Genomic DNA, 17,214 nt, shown 5'->3' on the forward strand with positions numbered 1-17,214 from the left:
GCTGAATGCGTTGCGCGTGGAACGTCAGTCGAACGCTTGAGCGAAGCGCGCGAACGCGCCGCTGGAAAGTGAATTTGGACCGCTCGGGCTCTGGGTCCGTGACGTCCTTTCGGGTATAATCCGTTTTTCCCGCGAGCACCTAGCGATGACCAAATATGTATTCGTCACCGGCGGCGTAGTGTCTTCCCTCGGCAAGGGTATTGCCGCCGCTTCCCTCGCCGCGATCCTCGAATCGCGCGGTCTGAAAGTCACCCTCCTCAAGCTCGATCCCTACATCAATGTCGACCCCGGCACGATGAGCCCGTTCCAGCATGGGGAAGTGTTCGTGACGGAAGACGGAGCGGAAACGGACCTCGACCTCGGCCATTACGAGCGCTTCATCAGCACGAAGATGCGCAAGGCCAATAACTTCACGACGGGCCAGATCTACGAATCGGTGATCCGCAAGGAACGCCGTGGCGAGTATCTCGGCAAGACCGTCCAGGTCATTCCGCATATCACCAACGAAATCCAGGCGTTCCTGCAACGCGGCGCGGCTGCGGCCACGTGCGGCGAGCCGGATGTGGCTATCGTGGAAATCGGCGGGACGGTGGGTGATATCGAGTCGCTGCCGTTTCTCGAAGCCGCGCGCCAGATGAGCCTGCGCCTCGGGCGCAACAGCGCGTGTTTCGTGCACCTGACGCTTGTGCCGTACATCGCCACGGCGGGTGAGCTCAAGACCAAACCCACGCAACACAGCGTGCAGAAGCTGCGCGAGATCGGTATCTCGCCGCACGTGCTGCTGTGTCGCGCGGACCGTCCGATCCCCCTCGACGAATGTCAGAAGATTTCGCTCTTTTCCAATGTGCCGGAAGACGCGGTCATTTCGGTGTGGGACGTGGACAGCATCTACAAGATTCCGCAGATGCTGCACGACCAGGGTCTCGACAACATCATCTGCGAAGAACTCAAGCTCGAAGCGAAACCCGCTGACCTCAGCATGTGGGCCGGCCTCGTGCAAAAGCTCGAGAACCCGCAGAGCGAAGTCACCATCGGCATGGTCGGCAAATATGTGGAGTTGACCGAGTCGTACAAATCGTTGATCGAGGCGTTGAAGCACGCGTCCATTCATACGTCGACGAAGGTGAACATCGAGTACATCGATTCCGAGCAGATCGACACTGACGGCGTCGATGCATTGAAGCATCTCGACGCAGTGCTCGTGCCGGGCGGTTTTGGCGCGCGTGGCACCGAAGGCAAGATCAAGGCAATACGTTATGCACGCGAATCGAAGACGCCGTATCTCGGCATCTGCCTCGGCATGCAACTGGCTGTAATCGAATTTGCACGCGACGTGGCCGGTCTCACGGACGCAAACAGCACGGAATTCGATACATCGACTACAAACCCGGTCGTGGCGCTCATCACCGAATGGTATGACCGCGCCGGTCGTGTTGAAAAGCGTACGGAAGAGTCGGATCTTGGCGGCACCATGCGCCTGGGTTCACAAAAATGTCCGATCAAGCCGGGCACCATGGCGGCTCGTATTTACGGAACGGATGTGAACGAGCGTCATCGTCACCGCTACGAAGTGAACAACCGGTTCGTGCCGCAACTCGAGGCAGGTGGCCTCGTGATCAGCGCGCGCACGCCGAGCGAAGACCTGCCGGAAATGATGGAACTGCCGGAATCGATGCACCCGTGGTTTGTCGGCGTGCAGTTCCACCCGGAGTTCACGTCGTCGCCACGCGATGGTCATCCGCTTTTCAAGGAGTTCGTCGAAGCGGCGCGCGCGCATCATCAGGCGCTTGACGCTGCGGGTCACGCTGGGGCTTCTGACCCGGCGCCGGCCGTTGCGGTTTCTGTCGGAGCGCAAGCATGAAGCTGTGTGATTTCGAGGTCGGTCTCGACCAGCCGTTCTTCCTGATTGCGGGCACCTGCGTGGTCGAATCGGAGCAGATGACGATCGACGTCGCCGGCCGCTTGAAGGAAATCTGCGCCAAGGTCGGCGTGCCGTTCATCTACAAGTCGTCGTATGACAAAGCCAACCGCAGCTCAGGCAAGTCGTTTCGCGGTTTGGGCATGGACGAAGGCCTGCGGATCCTCGGCGAAGTGAAGAAGCAACTCGGGCTGCCCATTCTCACCGACGTTCACTCGGAACACGAGATCGAAGCGGTGGCATCGGTGGTCGACGTGTTGCAAACGCCCGCGTTTCTGTGCCGCCAGACTGACTTCATTCACGCATGCGCGCGTTCGGGCAAGCCGGTCAACATCAAGAAGGGCCAGTTTCTCGCGCCGCACGACATGAAGAACGTCATCGACAAAGCCCGCGACGCCGCACGCGAAGCAGGCCTGTCCGATGACCGTTTCATGGCCTGCGAACGGGGTGTGTCGTTCGGTTATAACAACCTGGTTTCCGATATGCGGTCGCTCGCGATCATGCGGGAAACCAATGCGCCCATCGTTTTCGACGCCACGCACTCGGTCCAGTTGCCGGGCGGCCAAGGCACGAGTTCCGGCGGTCAACGCGAATTCGTTCCGGTGCTGGCGCGAGCCGCGGTCGCCACGGGCGTTTCCGGCCTTTTCATGGAAACCCATCCGGACCCGGCGAACGCAAAGTCCGACGGTCCGAACGCCGTGCCGCTGCACAGAATGGAAGCCCTGCTGGAAACGCTCGTTGCGCTCGACCGGGCTGTGAAAAGCGGACCGTTCCTCGAGAACGATTTCAGCTAAAAACAAATCAAGGGCACCGCGTTTCGTGTACGCAATTTTACGGACACGGCGCCCGAATCGCATCAGGAGGAGAGGGCAATGGCAAAAGGTTATGTCATCGTGAATGCCAATGTGACGGACCCGGAGAGGTACGCGGCGTACCGGCCGCTGGCGGCTGCGGCAATCGAAGCGCATGGTGGCCGCTACCTCGCTCGCGGCGGTAAAAGCGAAACCCTCGAAGGCTCGTTGCTCCCGCGCGGTGTCGTGATCGAATTCGACGATTACGAGACCGCGGTCAAGTGGTACCACTCAGCCGGGTATGAAGCGGCGCGAAGTGTGCGAAGCGGCGCAGCCGAGATGCACATGATGGTCGTCGAAGGCGTGTAAGCCTCCCGTTCGAGCCCGCGCAAGATCATCAACCCCGGCTTGCTGTCAGACCTGATTTATCGTCATTTCTTGAGGAAACCATGAGTGCCATCGTAGATATCATCGGTCGCGAGATTCTCGACTCGCGCGGCAATCCCACCGTCGAATGCGACGTCCTGCTGGAATCGGGCACGATGGGCCGCGCCGCGGTGCCGTCCGGCGCATCGACCGGATCGCGCGAAGCCATCGAATTGCGCGACGGCGAAGCCGGCCGCTACGGCGGCAAGGGCGTGCTGAAGGCAGTCGAGCACATCAACACCGAAATCTCCGAAGCCATCATGGGACTCGATGCATCGGAACAGGCGTTTCTCGACAAGACCCTGCTCGAACTCGACGGTACCGACAACAAGTCGCGCCTCGGCGCCAACGCGATGCTGGCTGTTTCCATGGCAGTGGCCAAGGCCGCGGCTGAGGAAGCGGGCTTGCCGCTGTATCGTTATTTCGGCGGTTCGGGCGCCATGCAATTGCCCGTTCCCATGATGAACATCGTGAACGGCGGCGCGCACGCCAACAACAGCCTGGACATCCAGGAATTCATGATCGTTCCGGTCAGCCAGCCGACCTTCCGCGAAGCGCTGCGTTGCGGCGCGGAAGTGTTCCACGCGCTCAAGAAGATCCTGAGCGACCGTGGCATGAGCACGGCCGTGGGCGACGAAGGCGGTTTCGCGCCGAATTTCGGCAGCAACGACGAGTGTCTTTCGACCATCGTTCAGGCGATCGAGAAGGCGGGTTATCGTGCGGGTGAAGACGTTTTGCTTGCGCTGGATTGCGCCGCAAGCGAGTTCTACCACGACGGCAAATATCAGCTCGCGGGCGAAGGCCTGCAGTTGTCGTCCACTGAATTCGCAGATTATCTCGCCACGCTCGCCGATAAATTCCCGATCGTGTCGATTGAAGACGGCATGCACGAAAGCGACTGGGACGGCTGGAAGATTCTCACCGAAAAGCTCGGCAAGAAAATCCAGTTGGTCGGCGACGACCTCTTCGTGACGAACACGCGCATCCTGAAGGAAGGCATCGACAAGGGCATCGCCAATTCGATCCTGATCAAGATCAACCAGATCGGCACACTGACAGAAACTTTTGCAGCAATCGAAATGGCGAAGCGCGCGGGTTACACTGCCGTTATCTCGCATCGTTCGGGCGAAACGGAAGATTCGACGATTGCGGATATCGCGGTCGGCCTGAATGCCGGTCAGATCAAGACGGGTTCGTTGTCGCGTAGCGACCGCATCTCGAAGTACAACCAGTTGCTGCGCATTGAAGAAGATCTGGGCGATATCGCCAGCTATCCGGGCAAGTCGGCCTTCTACAATTTGCGTTGAAGCTAAAGCTTTCGTCCAGACGGACGTTAGTCCAAATGTAGCCGTTTGTTCAGTCCGCCGCCCCGTGTTCCTTCGAACCCGGGGCGGCGCCGAAATACCAGTTGAAGTTTCAGCGCTTTTCTCTCGCCTCTTAAATGCGGATTGTCACCTTTGTCCTGATCCTGCTGCTGGCGATGATCCAGTATCCGCTGTGGTGGGGGCACGGTGGCTGGTTGCGTGTTCACGAGTTGCAGCAGCAACTGGTCAACCAGACAAAGAAAAATGCGGATCTGAAGCTGCGCAACGAACGTGTGCAGGGCGAAGTCGCGGATTTGCAGAATGGTACGGCCGCTGTTGAAGAACGCGCGCGTTATGAAATGGGCATGATGAAGGACAGCGAGGTATTCGTGCAGTTTGTCTCGCCGAATTCCCCTGCGCCGGCCAACTCGGTGAACGCACAGTCCAGCGCGTCCACGCGAGGACAAGTTTCCGCCGCGCCTTTGCGAGTGGTACCCAACCCGGTTTCACGATCGAAGGAAGAGCGCCGTGCGTTCGAGCGGCAGGCGACCAAAGAGAAGCAGGACGCCGCCAAGAAGAAAGCGGGCGGCTGAGGCCAGTCGAATCGACCCGATAGAATACAAAAAAGCCGTTCCAATGTGAGTTGGAACGGCTTTTACTATTTGCGGCCCTTCTTGACCCTTGGGAATCAGCCTTACCAATAATACCCCGGGTATCCAACCCCAATACCCGTGCCCCATCTGTTACCCCATCCACCGCTCGAATATCCGCCGTACACCGTCACCGGCGGCCGATAGTATTGCGAATACGCCTGAGCCGCGGCATCCGCAGCCATGGCCTGTTGCTGCTCGGCGAGCACCTGCCGGTCGATCTGGTTGTAGCGCTGTTGCTCTTCCGGGGAAAGCGGCTGGGCCGCCTGATTCTGCGTGGCGGGCAGGCGGCTGTAAACCGGCGACGGTCCCGGCGGATCCATCATGCACCCGCCGAGCGTGAGCAACGCTGCGCCGCACACCGCGACGGCCAGTTTCTTCGATACAAATGCAAAGGATTTCATGTCGACCTCCAGCGGGCCGGGCTACTAATCGGACAGGGATGATGCCACGTCGCGCATCGGCAAAGCGCCATCCCGCGACGTCTTGTTACAGACAACAGAACTCTTCCTGCGCGACGTCGATCAATGCCGCTGATCCGGCGCCGGGCTTACGGCTTGCGAGATTTCTCCCGCGACAAAAAGTTGCGCCACGTCCACGGGATCGAACTCATAGCGCTGGTTGCAGAATTCGCAATGGACTTCAACACTGCCACGCTCTTCGACCACGCTGTCGACTTCTTCCCGACCCAGCATCTTCAGCATCCCGCCGACTTTCTCACGCGAACACGTGCATTCGAAACGAGCCTGAGCCGGCTCGAAGTGCTGCACGTTTTCCTGCCAGAACAGCCGTTTGAATACAGTCTCAGGCTCTTCCTTCAACAACTCTTCATTCGACAGCGTGCCGCCGAGGTGACACACGCGCTGCCAGGTATCGGCGTCGTGTTCGCCCGGGTGCGGGACGATACCGCCATCGCCCGGAAGCTTCTGCAGCAGCATGCCCACCGCGCGCTCGGTGTTCGCGGCGAGCCACATGCGTGTATCGAGCTGCTCGGAGTGATGCATATAGTGTTCCAGCACTTCGGCCATCGATGCGAGTGGCCCATGCTCGCCGCTTAACGGCACGATGCCCTGATACGCCTGCTGGCCGGGCTTCTTGTCGCGCGGGTCGAGCGTGATCACACAACGTCCCTGGCCATTGCGGTTCAGCAAGTCGGGGAGGGTCATGTCGTCGGTGATCGCGACGGGCGCTTCGCTCGCTCCTTCTATTGACTCAGCGAGTTTTGCCGTTGCGCGCAGCGACAGGTCCGAATTGCACTGCACGACGAGCATCGTCACCGGTCCGTCGCCATAGATCTGCATGATCAACGTGCCATCGAACTTGAGATTCGCCGACAGCAGCGCGCAGGCAGCCATCATTTCGCCGAGCACATTGCGCACGGGCGCGGGATAGGAGCGGCGCGTGAGTACTTCCTGCCATGTATCGCGCAACGAGACGATCTCGCCGCGCACTGGCGCCGCGTTGAACATGAATTTTTGCAGCTGATCGTTAACCACGCTGGGGTCCTTTAATCAATTGCGCAAAACGCACGAAGCGGCATTCAGCCGATCCGTACGAGTTGCGCCTTGTAATATTCGCGGCGTTCCACGTAACCACGCGTGCCGCCCTGCATCTTCGCAATGTCCGCTTCCGTCAGTTCCCGCACGGCTTTCGCGGGTGCGCCGAGGATCAGGGTGTTATCGGGGAAAATCTTGCCTTCGGTCACCACGGCGCCTGCACCAACAAGGCAATTGCGGCCAATTACCGCGCCATTCAAGACCACCGCCTGAATTCCGATGAGCGCGCCTTCCTTGACGGTGCAGCCGTGCAGCATTGCCTGATGGCCGACGGTGACGTTCGCCTCAATGGTCAGGGGAAAGCCCGGATCGGTATGAAGCACCGCTCCCTCCTGGATATTGCTTCCATGGCCGAGCACGATCGGCTCGTTGTCCGCGCGCAGCGAGGCGCCGAACCAGACGCTCGAGTTCTCCTCAAGCGTTACGCGGCCGATGATGGTCGCCGTATCAGCGACAAATACGCTTTCGTGGATGGTCGGGGCGGCATCGCCGAGCTTGTAGATTGCCACTGTGTCTCCTGTGGGGCTGGAAGCGGAATTGGGCGGCAGGCTGGGGCGCCGCGGCTGGACAGTACAATCGGTCGCTGGTTGAGCTCTTGAACGGCGGCTCCAGCGCGTTTTGATGCTGAAATCTGAAATGCGACCGGGAAAACCGTTATTTTAGCCGGTTGCGGGGAAGTGCCGTGCGGCCGGCCGCCGAGGACGGGATCGCCCGGTTCCGGCGTATCAAGCATAAGCACGTCAAAACTCTTTGAGAATCATGTCCGACCCGCTCGATTTGTCCAGTTCGTCATCCCTTCTACTGAGTGTCCGGCACGCTGCACTCGCGCTGTTGCGCGAACGTGATCCGTCGACCAAAGCCCGCGCCACGCAGCTTTTCTACGACCGTATGCTCGCGATGGACACGACGCTCGACGTCACCGCCCGTATCACCGATCCGCTCGACCTGCCCGGGCGCCCCGACGCGCCGGAACTGGTGGCGCCTTCATCGCTCAAACGGCGCAGCATGCAGTCCGACGCCGGGCGCGCCGTGCTGTTGCACGCGCTCGCTCACATCGAATTCAACGCGATCAATCTGGCGCTCGATGCAGTCTGGCGGTTTCCATCGATGCCCGAGGCCTTTTACAGCGACTGGTTCAAGGTGGCGGCTGAAGAAGCGCGGCATTTTTCGCTGCTGAGCGCGAGGCTGGCGGAGTTTGGTCACGCATATGGCGATTTTCCCGCCCACGACGGCCTTTGGGAAATGGCCGAACGCACGCGGGGCGACGTGCTCGCGCGCATGGCGCTGGTGCCGCGCACGCTCGAAGCGCGCGGCCTGGACGCAGCGCCGCCGATTCGCCGCCGTCTGGCGCAGGCGGGCGACCATGCATCGGCGGCTATCCTGGACATCATTCTCCACGACGAAATCGGCCACGTGCTCATTGGAAATCACTGGTTCCGGCACTTGTGCGACAAGGCGAACGCCGATCCGCACGTCGCCTACGAAGAACTCGCCGAGCGCTATCACGCGCCGAAACTGCGTGGACCGTTCAATTTCGAAGCGCGCCGCGATGCCGGTTTTGACGAGGCCGAACTGCGCGCGCTCGCAGGCCTCGACGCCGCCGGGTCTTCCCGATGAAACCATTCACTTCCGACTTCGTCACCACACGCGGGACGCGCCTGCATGTCCGCCGCTGGGGCCGCCCCGACGCGCCCACGCTTTTTATGCTGCACGGGTGGATGGATGTATCGGCGTCATTCCAGTTCGTCGTCGATGCGCTCGCCGGCGACTGGCAGGTCATCGCGCCCGATGCCCGCGGTTTTGGCCTGTCGGACTGGCCGGTGGCCGAGGGCAAGAGCGGAAACTACTGGTTCCAGGACTATCTCGCCGATCTCGATGCACTGATCGACCACTACACACCGCCACGCGAGGCGGTGAACCTGGTCGGCCACAGCATGGGCGCGAACGTCGTCTGCCTTTACGCGGGCGTGCGGCCGGAGCGAGTGCGCTGCGTGGTCGATCTGGAAGGGTTCGGGATGGCCGCGATGCAACCCGGGCGCGCGCCGGCACGCCTCACGCAATGGCTGGACGACCTTCGGGCGCCGCCGACGCTCAACACCTACGCCACTTTCGACGATGTCGCCCAGCGCCTGATCCGCACGAACCCGCGCTTGCCGCTCGCGAAGGCGCGTTTCCTGGCCGCCCACTGGTCGAAGCCGGACGGCGAAGGCCGCCTCCATTTGCTCGCCGATCCCGCCCACAAGCTTCGTGGACCGGTGTTGTACCGGCTGGAAGAGGTGATGGCCGTCTGGTCGATGGTCGAGGCGAAGGTCTTGCACGTGGAAGCCGTCGGGTCGCCGACTTTGGCTGCGATCGCGGCGGACGTTCCCATCGATGAATTCAAGCAGCGTTTCACCGCATTCCCGGATTGGCGCGAGGAACTCATCGATAACGCCGGCCACATGCTGCACCACGATCAGCCGGAGCGCGTCGCGGCGCTGATCGAAGCGTTTTGCGCGTGATCCGCTTTGACGCGTTGCAGTAGAATGAACAGATGACTCCCCGAGTTCCAACGATGAACGCCGACCTGCATTGCCATTCCACCGTTTCCGATGGCCAGCTCGCTCCAGCCGAGGTTGCCGCGCGTGCGCACGCAGGTGGCGTGACGCTGTGGTCGCTGACCGATCACGACCAGATCGGCGGCCAGCGCGAGGCGCGCGAAGCGGCCAGGGCGCTTGGAATGGACTATGTCGGCGGCGTCGAGATTTCGGTCACATGGGCGGGACGCACGGTTCATGTCGTGGGGCTCAATGTGGATGCGGATTGCCAGGAGCTCATCGACGGCCTTGCCGAGACGCGTAGCGGCCGCAGGGCACGCGGTGAGGCCATCGGGCAGGCGCTGGCCGCGATCGGCATCCCGGGCGCCTATGAAGGCGCGCTGACCTACGTGAACGACCCGGCAATGATCTCGCGCACACACTTCGCGCGTTTTCTGGTTGATAAAGGCTACGCAGAGTCCACCTCGGACGTGTTCTCGAAATACCTCGGTGACGGAAAACCGGGTTTCGTCGGCCATCGATGGTCGAAACTCGCCGACGCCATGAAATGGATCAAGGCGGCCGGCGGCGAAGCGGTGATCGCGCACCCGGGGCGCTATGATTTCTCGCAGGTCGAATTCGCCGCGCTCTTCGATGAATTCATCCAGCTCGGCGGCCGCGCCATTGAAGTGGTGACGGGCAGCCATACGCCGGACCAGTATCGGGAATATGCGGAGGTTGCGCGCCGCTATGGGTTCTACGCTTCACGTGGTTCGGATTTTCATGCGGCGGGCGAGGGCCGTATCGACCTTGGCCAATTGCCGCCGCTTCCCGCCGACCTCAAACCCGTCTGGGAATGCCTGCGCTGAGCTTGTCCGCCACGCCTCGCACGATCCTTGCGCGACTTCACGCTTCCCTTGCGCCGTTTGTCGCGCGATAGCATGAATTTGCGGGTATTCTGCCGAGTTCACATGGAGAGCCTCGGGCAAACCGACGGATGCTCCCGCCGGGCAACTTTTCTAGTCCTCTGGTCATGTCTCAATTCTTTCGCATTCACCCGGATAATCCGCAGCCGCGGCTGATCAATCAGGCGGTGCAGATCATCAACGATGGCGGCATCGTGGCGTTGCCGACCGATTCGAGCTACGCGCTGGCGTGTCATCTCGATGACAAGGACGCGGTCGAGCGCATCCGGCGGATTCGCGGACTCGACGAGAAACAACTGCTTTCGCTGCTGGTGCGGGATTTGTCCGAGCTTTCGAATTTTGCGATGGTCGATAACCGGAACTATCGTCTGATCAAATCCGTGACACCGGGTCCTTACGTTTTCGTTTTGCAGGCAACCAAGGAAGTCCCGCGGCGCCTTTCGCATCCGTCGCGCAAGACGATCGGCCTGCGGGTGCCGAATCACGCCATCACGCTTGCGCTGCTGGAAGCGCTCGGACAACCGCTGCTGGGCTCCACGCTGATCATGCCCAACGATACCCATCCGCTCAACGACGCCGAAGAGATCCGCGAAAAGCTGGAAAAACAGATCGATCTCGTGATCGACGCCGGCGCCTGCCCAATGGAACCGTCAACCGTGATCGATCTGACGGGCGAAGTACCGGTCCTCGTGCGCCCGGGGCTGGGAAGCCTGGAGCCGTTCGGTCTCACCGCTGACAGCGCGCAATGACACGGGCGGGCAACATTTCCATCACCTGAATTTCCGCGATGACACAATAGGGTGGCGCGCGAGGCAAAGCGCACGCTTCGATGCGCGACGGCCCGCGAACGCTCGCACATACCGCCATGAGTGGCGCCACAACTGCTTGATACAATAGCGAGCTATGGATTCCTCCCTGATACAAACGATCGCGGTCTACGCGCTCCCCGTGATCTTCGCGATCACGCTGCACGAGGCCGCGCACGGCTACGCGGCCCGCCTCCTGGGCGACAACACGGCTTACGTGCTCGGCCGCGTCTCGCTTAATCCGATGCGCCACATCGACCCCATCGGCACGCTGGCAATTCCGCTGGTGCTGTATTTCGTCACGAGCGGCGCGTTCATGTTCGGGTACGCAAAACCGGTTCCGGTTGCATTCGGCAATTTGCGCAATCCGCGCTGGGGCAGTTTGTGGGTCGCGGCTGCCGGGCCGGCCAGCAACTTCGCGCAAGCGCTGATCTGGGGCGTGATTGCCGTGCTGCTCGCAGCATTCAATGTCAACGAACCCTTCCTCACGCGCATGGCTGCGGCGGGCGTGGGCGTGAACCTCGTGCTCGGCGTGCTCAACCTGTTCCCGCTGCCGCCGCTCGACGGCGGCCGTGTGCTGATGGCCTTGCTGCCGGTGCGTGCGTCGATCATGCTGTCGCGGCTCGAGCCGTACGGGTTTTTTATCGTGATGGCGCTGGTCATGACCGGCACCCTGACGCGTTTCTGGCTCGGACCGCTGGTGAGCGCCGGGTACGTCGCGGTGTCGGCCGTCCTGAATCCCCTTGCTTCGCTCTTCCAATAAAACCATGTTCCCTGACCGTATCTTCTCCGGCATGCGGCCTACCGGCTCGCTGCACCTAGGCCACTATCACGGCGTGCTCAAGAACTGGGTGCGGCTGCAGTCCGAATATCCGTGCTTCTTCGCGGTCGTCGACTGGCACGCGCTGACGACGCACTACGAAACGCCCGAGGTGATCGAGAAGAACGTGTGGGAAGTGCTGATCGACTGGCTCGCTTCCGGCATCGACCCGGCGCAGGCCACGCTGTTCATTCAGAGCCGCGTGCCTGAGCACGCCGAACTGGCGCTGCTGCTCGGCATGGGGACGCCGCTCGGCTGGCTCGAACGCGTGCCGACCTACAAGGAACAGATCGAGAAGCTGAAGGAAAAGGATCTCACCACATACGGTTTTCTCGGTTATCCGGTGCTAATGGCGGCAGACATCCTGCTGTATCGCGCGTCGCTCGTTCCGGTGGGCGAAGACCAGGTGCCGCACGTCGAAATGACGCGTGAAATTGCCCGGCGCTTCAACTATCTTTATGGACGTGAAGCGGATTTCGAAGAGAAGGCGCTCGATGCCGCCAAGAAGCTCGGCGGCAAGCGTGCAAAGCTTTATCACGAGTTGCGCGTCGCGTATCAGCAAGAGGGTGACGACGAAGCGCTCGAACAAGCACGCGCGATGCTGCAGGAATCGCAGAGCTTGTCCATGAACGATCGCGAACGGCTTTTCGGCTACCTGGAAGGCGCGCGCAAGATCATCCTGGTCGAGCCGCAAGTGCTGTTGACCGAAGCGTCGCGCATGCCGGGCCTCGACGGCGCCAAGATGTCGAAGTCGTATGGCAACACTATCGGCTTGCGTGAAGACGCCGAGAGCATCACGAAGAAAGTGCGCACCATGCCGACCGATCCGGCGCGTGTTCGCCGCACCGATCCGGGCGATCCGGACAAATGCCCGGTATGGCAGCTTCATCAGGTCTACACCGACGAAGCGACGCACGAGTGGGTGCAAAAGGGGTGCCGCACTGCGGGCATTGGCTGCCTCGAGTGCAAGCAGCCGGTGATCGAAGGGATCCTGCGCGAGCAGCAACCCATGCTCGAGCGCGCACAGAAATACATGGACGACCCTTCGTTGTTGCGTGCCATCGTGGCCGATGGCTGCGACAAGGCGCGCAAGTTTGCAGTCGAAACCATGCGCGACGTTCGCGACGCCATGGGCCTGTCTTACAACTGAAGCAAGCCGTGACGCCGACGCCCGCGCTGTATTCGCCCCCAACCACCGCCAGTGCATGGATTGAGCAATGGTCGCATCTGGTGGAAAAGGGCGGTGCGGTGCTTGACGTGGCGGCCGGCAACGGCCGTCATTCGCGGTTTTTTGCATCGCGTGGACACGACGTTCTGGCACTGGATCGCGATGAAACCGCGCTCGCCAGTCTCGCTGCCGTGCTGCACGTAAGCACGCGTTGCGCCGATCTTGAAAATGCGGCGTGGCCCTTGCGCGAAGACGAAAAGTTCGCCGCCGTGGTCGTGACGAACTATCTTCACCGGCCGTCATTCCCCTTTCTTCTCGATGCCCTCGCGCCCGGCGGCGTGCTGCTCTACGAAACCTTTGCCGCAGGCAATGCGCAATTCGGCAAGCCATCGAATCCGGATTTCCTGCTCAATCCCGGTGAACTTCTCGACGCCGTGCGCCCGCGCTTGCGGGTCATCGCTTATCAGGATGGATTTATCAGCGCGCCGCGTGCATCCTGCGTGCAGCGCATCTGCGCCGTAGCCGAGTCGGCGCCTCTGTCCACGGGCCTTACGGACCGTAACAATGCCGCACCCCCGGATCGTTACGTTCTACAGTCCTAATCCGCTACAATCGCGGTTTCCGACCAATTTCCCTAGCGTTTCATGACAAACGGAACACACGGCGGCATCCAGATCCGCGGCAGCATTCCTGCCATCGTCACCCCGATGCACGAGGACGGTAGTCTCGATCTGCCGGCGTTTCGAAAACTGATCGACTGGCATGTTGAAGAGGGCTCGAACGGGCTCGTCGTCGTCGGCACCAGTGGTGAGTCCGCCACGCTCTCCGTGGAAGAGCACGTGTTGATGGTGAAAACCGCCGTCGAACATACGGCCAAGCGCTTTCCGATCATCGCGGGCGCGGGTGGCAACTCCACCTCGGAGGCCGTCGAACTGGCGCGCGCCGCGAAGGAAGTTGGTGCGGACGCTACGTTGCAAGTGGTTCCGTACTACAACAAGCCCACCCAAGAGGGCATGTACCAGCACTTTCGCAAGATCGCGGAATCGGTTGATCTGCCGGTGATCCTGTACAACGTGCCGGGCCGTACTGTTGCCGACATGAATCACGACACCGTGATCCGCCTGGCAAACGTGCCAGGAATCATCGGCGTGAAGGAAGCGACGGGCAACATCGATCGTGCAGCGAATCTGATCAACGAGGCACCCGCCCATTTCGCAATCTACAGCGGTGACGATCCGACCGCGATCGCGTTGATGCTGCTCGGCGGCCACGGCAATATTTCGGTGACCGCGAACGTGGCACCGCGTGCAATGAGCGAACTCTGCCGTGCGGCGCTGGCCGGCGACGCCATCACGGCACGCAAGATTCATTTGAGCCTGCTGTCGCTGCACAAAAACATGTTCTGCGAGTCGAATCCGATTCCCGCGAAATGGGCGCTGACCGCGCTTGGACGCATGGGGAGCGGGATTCGCCTGCCGCTCACGCCGCTTGACGCGCGTTATCACGACGTCGTGCGCGCCGCGTTGCGCGAGACCGGGCTTTTGGCCTGACTTACCGCGGGCGGATGCGCTTGAACAACACGCGCGTTCGCCTGCATGCAGTGCATCCCGGCCGCACCACCGTTCGGCCAGCCAGCGAGTGTCATCAACCCGTCGTTCATCGACCCGTTCCCGGCTTAGCTTCCAGGCAACGCGCATTCAGCATCACGAAGGACCTCATGAAACGTTCTGCCTTAATCAACAACGCTCGCACCATTGGCGCGCTGTCGCTTGCAATCGGCACGCTGATCTCGCTTGGCGGTTGTGACACCTTGAACGATTGGCTCGCGCCTGACCGTGTGAATTACAAGGGTGCTGAAACGGCGCCTTCGCTGGCAGTGCCGTCGGATCTGACCACCGGCGACATCAGCCAGCGGTACGCTGCACCGCCCAAGCTGAATTCGCTCGGCGGCGCTGCACCGCGTTCGCTGACGCCGGCAGGCAATGCGACAGTCGGTTTGCCGACGCCGCAAGACCCGTTCGGCATGCACGTGGAACGCGACGGCGACCGCCGCTGGCTCGTGGTCGACGGCCGCTCGCCCGATCAACTCTGGCCACAGTTGCAGGAGTTCTGGGAAGAGAACGGTTTCACGCTCAAGACCGATGCACCGGCCACCGGCATCATGTCCACCGACTGGGCCGAGAATCGCGCGAACATTCCGGACGACTGGTTCAGGAAGAGCGTGGGCAAGCTGATCGACTTTGCGTATTCATCGGGTACACGCGACCAGTTCCGCACGCTGGTGGAACGTGGCTCGAACAACTCCACGGACATCTCGATCAGCCACGCCGCGATGGAAGAAGTGCTGACCGGCCAGGACAAGACCTCGTCGAAATGGGAAGAGCGTCCGCGCAACCCGGCGCTCGAAGCGGCGTTCCTTGCGAAGCTGATGGAGAAGTTCGGTCTCACGGATGCACAAGCCAAGCAATTGCTGACCGACGCACGTCCGGCCGAGCCGGCTGTCGCACTGGATCAATCGGGCGGCACGTCTACGCTCGACATCTCCGAGCCGTTCGATCGCGCCTGGTTGCGAGTCGGTTTGGCGCTTGACCGTACCAACTTCACCGTGGACAACCGCGACCGCGCGAAGGGCGTGTATTACGTGCGTTTCTCCGACTCCATGGCGGAGCTGAAGAAGGAAGGGCTGCTCGGCAAGCTGTTCACCGGCAGCGCGCCGAAGCCCTCACGTGAATTCATGGTCAATGTGCGTCCGAAGGCCGATGCCCTGACGCAAGTCGCCGTGGTCGATGCGAACGGTCAGGTCGATACATCGACTGACGCTCAACGTATCGTTGCGTTGCTGCATGCGCAGTTGAACTAGGTCCCGGCCAATGCGCTTTGCCAGTCTCGGCAGCGGCAGTGAAGGCAACGCGTTGCTGGTCGAGTCGGCCAGCGGCACGATCACCACGCGCGTGCTGCTGGACTGTGGTTTTTCAGCCAAGGAAGTCGAGCGGCGCCTTGCGAGGCTCGACGTTCGCCCTGATCAGCTCGATGCCATTTTCATCACGCACGAGCATACGGATCACATTGGCGGCGCGCTGACGCTAGCGCGCAAATGGTCCATTCCGGTACACATGAGCTGGGGCACGGCGCGCGCGGTAGGCGCCGATGACGCACCGGTCGACCTGCATGTGCTCTGGGGCGACGAGAGCGTCGCTGTGGGCAACCTGCATGTGCTGCCCTACACAGTTCCCCATGACGCACGCGAACCCCTCCAGTACGTGTTCTCTGACGGCGCAAGCCGCTTGGGCGTCCTGACGGATGTGGGCGTTGCCACGCCGCATATCACCAGCACGTTGAGCGGTTGCGATGCGCTGGTGCTCGAATCCAATCACGACATGGAGATGCTCGCGACGAGCCGCTATCCTGCGTCGTTGAAGGCCCGCATCAGCGGCATGCACGGGCATCTGAACAACGACGCGGCGGCGGCCATCCTTGCATCGCTGGATCGATCGAAGCTGCGTCATCTGGTGGCCGCCCATTTGAGCCAGCAGAACAACTTGCCTGAGCTGGCCCAGGCGGCCCTTGCTGCGGTCTTGGGCGCGACGGCCGCCGACGTGCTGGTCGCGACGCAGGCGGATGGCTTTGACTGGCTTTCCCTTTGAAGCGTCCTCCGTGACAGGCATATCGAACTTTTAAATCAAGAAGCACCAGACGTAAAAAAACCGGCCCGAGGGCCGGTTTTTTCGTAAGCCTACAAAATCAACCTTGTGGGCTTACTGCGGAGGCTTCGTTTCCTGCTGGATCAATCATGCTCAAGAGCGGGAAACTTGGCCTCTGACTCAATACTTACTGGCTCGCGCCCGAAGCAGCAGCAGCCGGAGCAGCAGCGTCCGATGCCGTTGCAGCAGCCGAAGCTGCGTCGCTTGCAGCAGCCGTAGCGCTCGATGCTGCGTCCGTTGCGGAAGCCGCAGCGTCCGAAGCAGCAGCTGCCGGTGCCGAAGCAGCCGACGTATCGCTAGCAGCGCCCGGAGCAGCCGTATCGCTAGACTTGTTGCATGCAGCAAGAGCAACAGCAGCCAACAGGGATGCTACGAGGAGAGATTTCTTCATGATCACGTCCTTTTATGGTTAAAGGTAAGCAACAGCGCAAAGTACCGGTAATGTGTGCTCCAACACCGACCCGGGCCGTTGTGGAGACCCACATTTTATTGGAGAGTGTGAGACTTCCCACGGCTTGGGCGGAAATTATATGGCCTTTCGTACCGACCGTCGATAAATGCGGGGCCAATACGTTGTCTTTCTCATACAAATTTCCACATTGCGGAACAGCAAAGTCGCTTAGTCAGGCGTA

19 protein-coding genes are annotated in these 17,214 nt (G+C 61.2%); 15 read left to right on the forward strand and 4 right to left on the reverse strand.

Annotated features, from left to right (window positions below; genetic code table 11):
• Positions 1-145: 145 nt before the first annotated feature.
• From ACFFAR_RS06835 to ftsB, 5 genes are all read left to right on the forward strand, one after another.
• On the forward strand, positions 146-1,861 hold the full coding sequence (locus ACFFAR_RS06835) for a CTP synthase (protein ID WP_075360456.1): 1,716 nt from the start codon (positions 146-148) through the stop codon (positions 1,859-1,861).
• A complete protein-coding gene (gene kdsA, locus ACFFAR_RS06840) occupies positions 1,858-2,712 on the forward strand; it encodes a 3-deoxy-8-phosphooctulonate synthase (RefSeq protein ID WP_061999070.1) in 855 nt (284 codons plus the stop codon). Before ACFFAR_RS06835 ends, kdsA begins: the two co-directional genes overlap by 4 nt.
• A 78-nt stretch (positions 2,713-2,790) precedes the next feature.
• A complete protein-coding gene (locus ACFFAR_RS06845) occupies positions 2,791-3,078 on the forward strand; it encodes a DUF1330 domain-containing protein (protein WP_174364920.1) in 288 nt (95 codons plus the stop codon).
• 80 nt (positions 3,079-3,158) lie between these two features.
• Positions 3,159-4,442: a phosphopyruvate hydratase gene (gene eno, locus ACFFAR_RS06850; protein WP_375507679.1), complete on the forward strand. Its 1,284-nt coding sequence runs from the start codon at positions 3,159-3,161 to the stop codon at positions 4,440-4,442.
• Between the two features lie 134 nt (positions 4,443-4,576).
• The gene (ftsB, locus tag ACFFAR_RS06855) at positions 4,577-5,032 is read left to right on the forward strand and encodes a cell division protein FtsB (protein ID WP_061999072.1); all 456 of its coding nucleotides are present in this window, start codon (positions 4,577-4,579) and stop codon (positions 5,030-5,032) included.
• Between the two features lie 101 nt (positions 5,033-5,133).
• Here the strand turns inward: ftsB and ACFFAR_RS06860 are convergent, their stop codons facing one another.
• The 3 genes from ACFFAR_RS06860 to ACFFAR_RS06870 form a co-directional block, all read right to left on the reverse strand.
• Positions 5,134-5,493, reverse strand: coding sequence for a hypothetical protein (locus ACFFAR_RS06860; RefSeq protein ID WP_075360454.1), 360 nt, complete (start codon positions 5,491-5,493; stop codon positions 5,134-5,136).
• Between the two features lie 120 nt (positions 5,494-5,613).
• Positions 5,614-6,558 (reverse strand): Hsp33 family molecular chaperone HslO, encoded by a 945-nt coding sequence (locus ACFFAR_RS06865; RefSeq protein ID WP_062000799.1) that lies wholly within the window; start codon positions 6,556-6,558, stop codon positions 5,614-5,616.
• A 71-nt stretch (positions 6,559-6,629) separates the two neighbouring features.
• Positions 6,630-7,154, reverse strand: coding sequence for a gamma carbonic anhydrase family protein (locus ACFFAR_RS06870; RefSeq protein WP_061999074.1), 525 nt, complete (start codon positions 7,152-7,154; stop codon positions 6,630-6,632).
• A gap of 250 nt (positions 7,155-7,404) precedes the next feature.
• Here ACFFAR_RS06870 and ACFFAR_RS06875 point away from each other — a divergent pair, with 250 nt between their 5' ends.
• From ACFFAR_RS06875 to ACFFAR_RS06920, 10 genes are all read left to right on the forward strand, one after another.
• On the forward strand, positions 7,405-8,262 hold the full coding sequence (locus ACFFAR_RS06875; RefSeq protein WP_174364304.1) for a DUF455 family protein: 858 nt from the start codon (positions 7,405-7,407) through the stop codon (positions 8,260-8,262).
• Positions 8,259-9,146, forward strand: a complete 888-nt coding sequence (locus tag ACFFAR_RS06880; RefSeq protein WP_174364305.1) for an alpha/beta fold hydrolase — start codon at positions 8,259-8,261, stop codon at positions 9,144-9,146. Before ACFFAR_RS06875 ends, ACFFAR_RS06880 begins: the two co-directional genes overlap by 4 nt.
• 53 nt (positions 9,147-9,199) lie before the next feature.
• Entirely contained in the window at positions 9,200-10,030 is an 831-nt protein-coding gene (locus ACFFAR_RS06885; RefSeq protein WP_061999077.1) for a 3',5'-nucleoside bisphosphate phosphatase, read from the forward strand.
• A gap of 164 nt (positions 10,031-10,194) precedes the next feature.
• Positions 10,195-10,836 carry an L-threonylcarbamoyladenylate synthase gene (locus tag ACFFAR_RS06890; RefSeq protein WP_375507680.1) on the forward strand — a complete coding sequence of 214 codons (642 nt, stop codon included), beginning with the start codon at positions 10,195-10,197 and terminating at the stop codon, positions 10,834-10,836.
• A 154-nt stretch (positions 10,837-10,990) separates the two neighbouring features.
• Positions 10,991-11,656: a site-2 protease family protein gene (locus tag ACFFAR_RS06895; protein WP_061999079.1), complete on the forward strand. Its 666-nt coding sequence runs from the start codon at positions 10,991-10,993 to the stop codon at positions 11,654-11,656.
• 4 nt (positions 11,657-11,660) lie between these two features.
• Positions 11,661-12,863 carry a tryptophan--tRNA ligase gene (locus ACFFAR_RS06900; protein ID WP_061999080.1) on the forward strand — a complete coding sequence of 401 codons (1,203 nt, stop codon included), beginning with the start codon at positions 11,661-11,663 and terminating at the stop codon, positions 12,861-12,863.
• Positions 12,860-13,483 carry a methyltransferase domain-containing protein gene (locus ACFFAR_RS06905; RefSeq protein ID WP_174363804.1) on the forward strand — a complete coding sequence of 208 codons (624 nt, stop codon included), beginning with the start codon at positions 12,860-12,862 and terminating at the stop codon, positions 13,481-13,483. The genes ACFFAR_RS06900 and ACFFAR_RS06905 overlap by 4 nt, the downstream gene beginning before the upstream one ends.
• A gap of 42 nt (positions 13,484-13,525) precedes the next feature.
• Positions 13,526-14,431: a 4-hydroxy-tetrahydrodipicolinate synthase gene (dapA, locus tag ACFFAR_RS06910; protein ID WP_061999082.1), complete on the forward strand. Its 906-nt coding sequence runs from the start codon at positions 13,526-13,528 to the stop codon at positions 14,429-14,431.
• Between the two features lie 167 nt (positions 14,432-14,598).
• Positions 14,599-15,741, forward strand: a complete 1,143-nt coding sequence (gene bamC / locus ACFFAR_RS06915) for an outer membrane protein assembly factor BamC (RefSeq protein WP_174363802.1) — start codon at positions 14,599-14,601, stop codon at positions 15,739-15,741.
• 10 nt (positions 15,742-15,751) lie between these two features.
• Positions 15,752-16,525, forward strand: coding sequence for an MBL fold metallo-hydrolase (locus ACFFAR_RS06920; protein WP_174363801.1), 774 nt, complete (start codon positions 15,752-15,754; stop codon positions 16,523-16,525).
• Between the two features lie 184 nt (positions 16,526-16,709).
• Here the strand turns inward: ACFFAR_RS06920 and ACFFAR_RS06925 are convergent, their stop codons facing one another.
• Positions 16,710-16,973: a hypothetical protein gene (locus ACFFAR_RS06925; protein ID WP_075360448.1), complete on the reverse strand. Its 264-nt coding sequence runs from the start codon at positions 16,971-16,973 to the stop codon at positions 16,710-16,712.
• Positions 16,974-17,214: the final 241 nt, after the last annotated feature.

The organism is uncultured Caballeronia sp. (assembly GCF_964243625.1).
Taxonomy (GTDB): Bacteria; Pseudomonadota; Gammaproteobacteria; order Burkholderiales; family Burkholderiaceae; genus Caballeronia.

Bases quoted from the DNA above. Each gene is read 5' to 3' on its own strand.
- ACFFAR_RS06835 (WP_075360456.1), top strand. From the start codon at position 146: ATGACCAAATATGTATTCGTCACCGGCGGCGTAGTGTCTTCCCTCGGC.
- kdsA (WP_061999070.1), top strand. From the start codon at position 1,858: ATGAAGCTGTGTGATTTCGAGGTCGGTCTCGACCAGCCGTTCTTCCTG.
- ACFFAR_RS06845 (WP_174364920.1), top strand. From the start codon at position 2,791: ATGGCAAAAGGTTATGTCATCGTGAATGCCAATGTGACGGACCCGGAG.
- eno (WP_375507679.1), top strand. From the start codon at position 3,159: ATGAGTGCCATCGTAGATATCATCGGTCGCGAGATTCTCGACTCGCGC.
- ftsB (WP_061999072.1), top strand. From the start codon at position 4,577: ATGCGGATTGTCACCTTTGTCCTGATCCTGCTGCTGGCGATGATCCAG.
- ACFFAR_RS06860 (WP_075360454.1), bottom strand. From the start codon at position 5,493: ATGAAATCCTTTGCATTTGTATCGAAGAAACTGGCCGTCGCGGTGTGC.
- ACFFAR_RS06865 (WP_062000799.1), bottom strand. From the start codon at position 6,558: ATGTTCAACGCGGCGCCAGTGCGCGGCGAGATCGTCTCGTTGCGCGAT.
- ACFFAR_RS06875 (WP_174364304.1), top strand. From the start codon at position 7,405: ATGTCCGACCCGCTCGATTTGTCCAGTTCGTCATCCCTTCTACTGAGT.
- ACFFAR_RS06880 (WP_174364305.1), top strand. From the start codon at position 8,259: ATGAAACCATTCACTTCCGACTTCGTCACCACACGCGGGACGCGCCTG.
- ACFFAR_RS06885 (WP_061999077.1), top strand. From the start codon at position 9,200: ATGAACGCCGACCTGCATTGCCATTCCACCGTTTCCGATGGCCAGCTC.
- ACFFAR_RS06890 (WP_375507680.1), top strand. From the start codon at position 10,195: ATGTCTCAATTCTTTCGCATTCACCCGGATAATCCGCAGCCGCGGCTG.
- ACFFAR_RS06895 (WP_061999079.1), top strand. From the start codon at position 10,991: ATGGATTCCTCCCTGATACAAACGATCGCGGTCTACGCGCTCCCCGTG.
- ACFFAR_RS06900 (WP_061999080.1), top strand. From the start codon at position 11,661: ATGTTCCCTGACCGTATCTTCTCCGGCATGCGGCCTACCGGCTCGCTG.
- dapA (WP_061999082.1), top strand. From the start codon at position 13,526: ATGACAAACGGAACACACGGCGGCATCCAGATCCGCGGCAGCATTCCT.
- bamC (WP_174363802.1), top strand. From the start codon at position 14,599: ATGAAACGTTCTGCCTTAATCAACAACGCTCGCACCATTGGCGCGCTG.
- ACFFAR_RS06920 (WP_174363801.1), top strand. From the start codon at position 15,752: ATGCGCTTTGCCAGTCTCGGCAGCGGCAGTGAAGGCAACGCGTTGCTG.
- ACFFAR_RS06925 (WP_075360448.1), bottom strand. From the start codon at position 16,973: ATGAAGAAATCTCTCCTCGTAGCATCCCTGTTGGCTGCTGTTGCTCTT.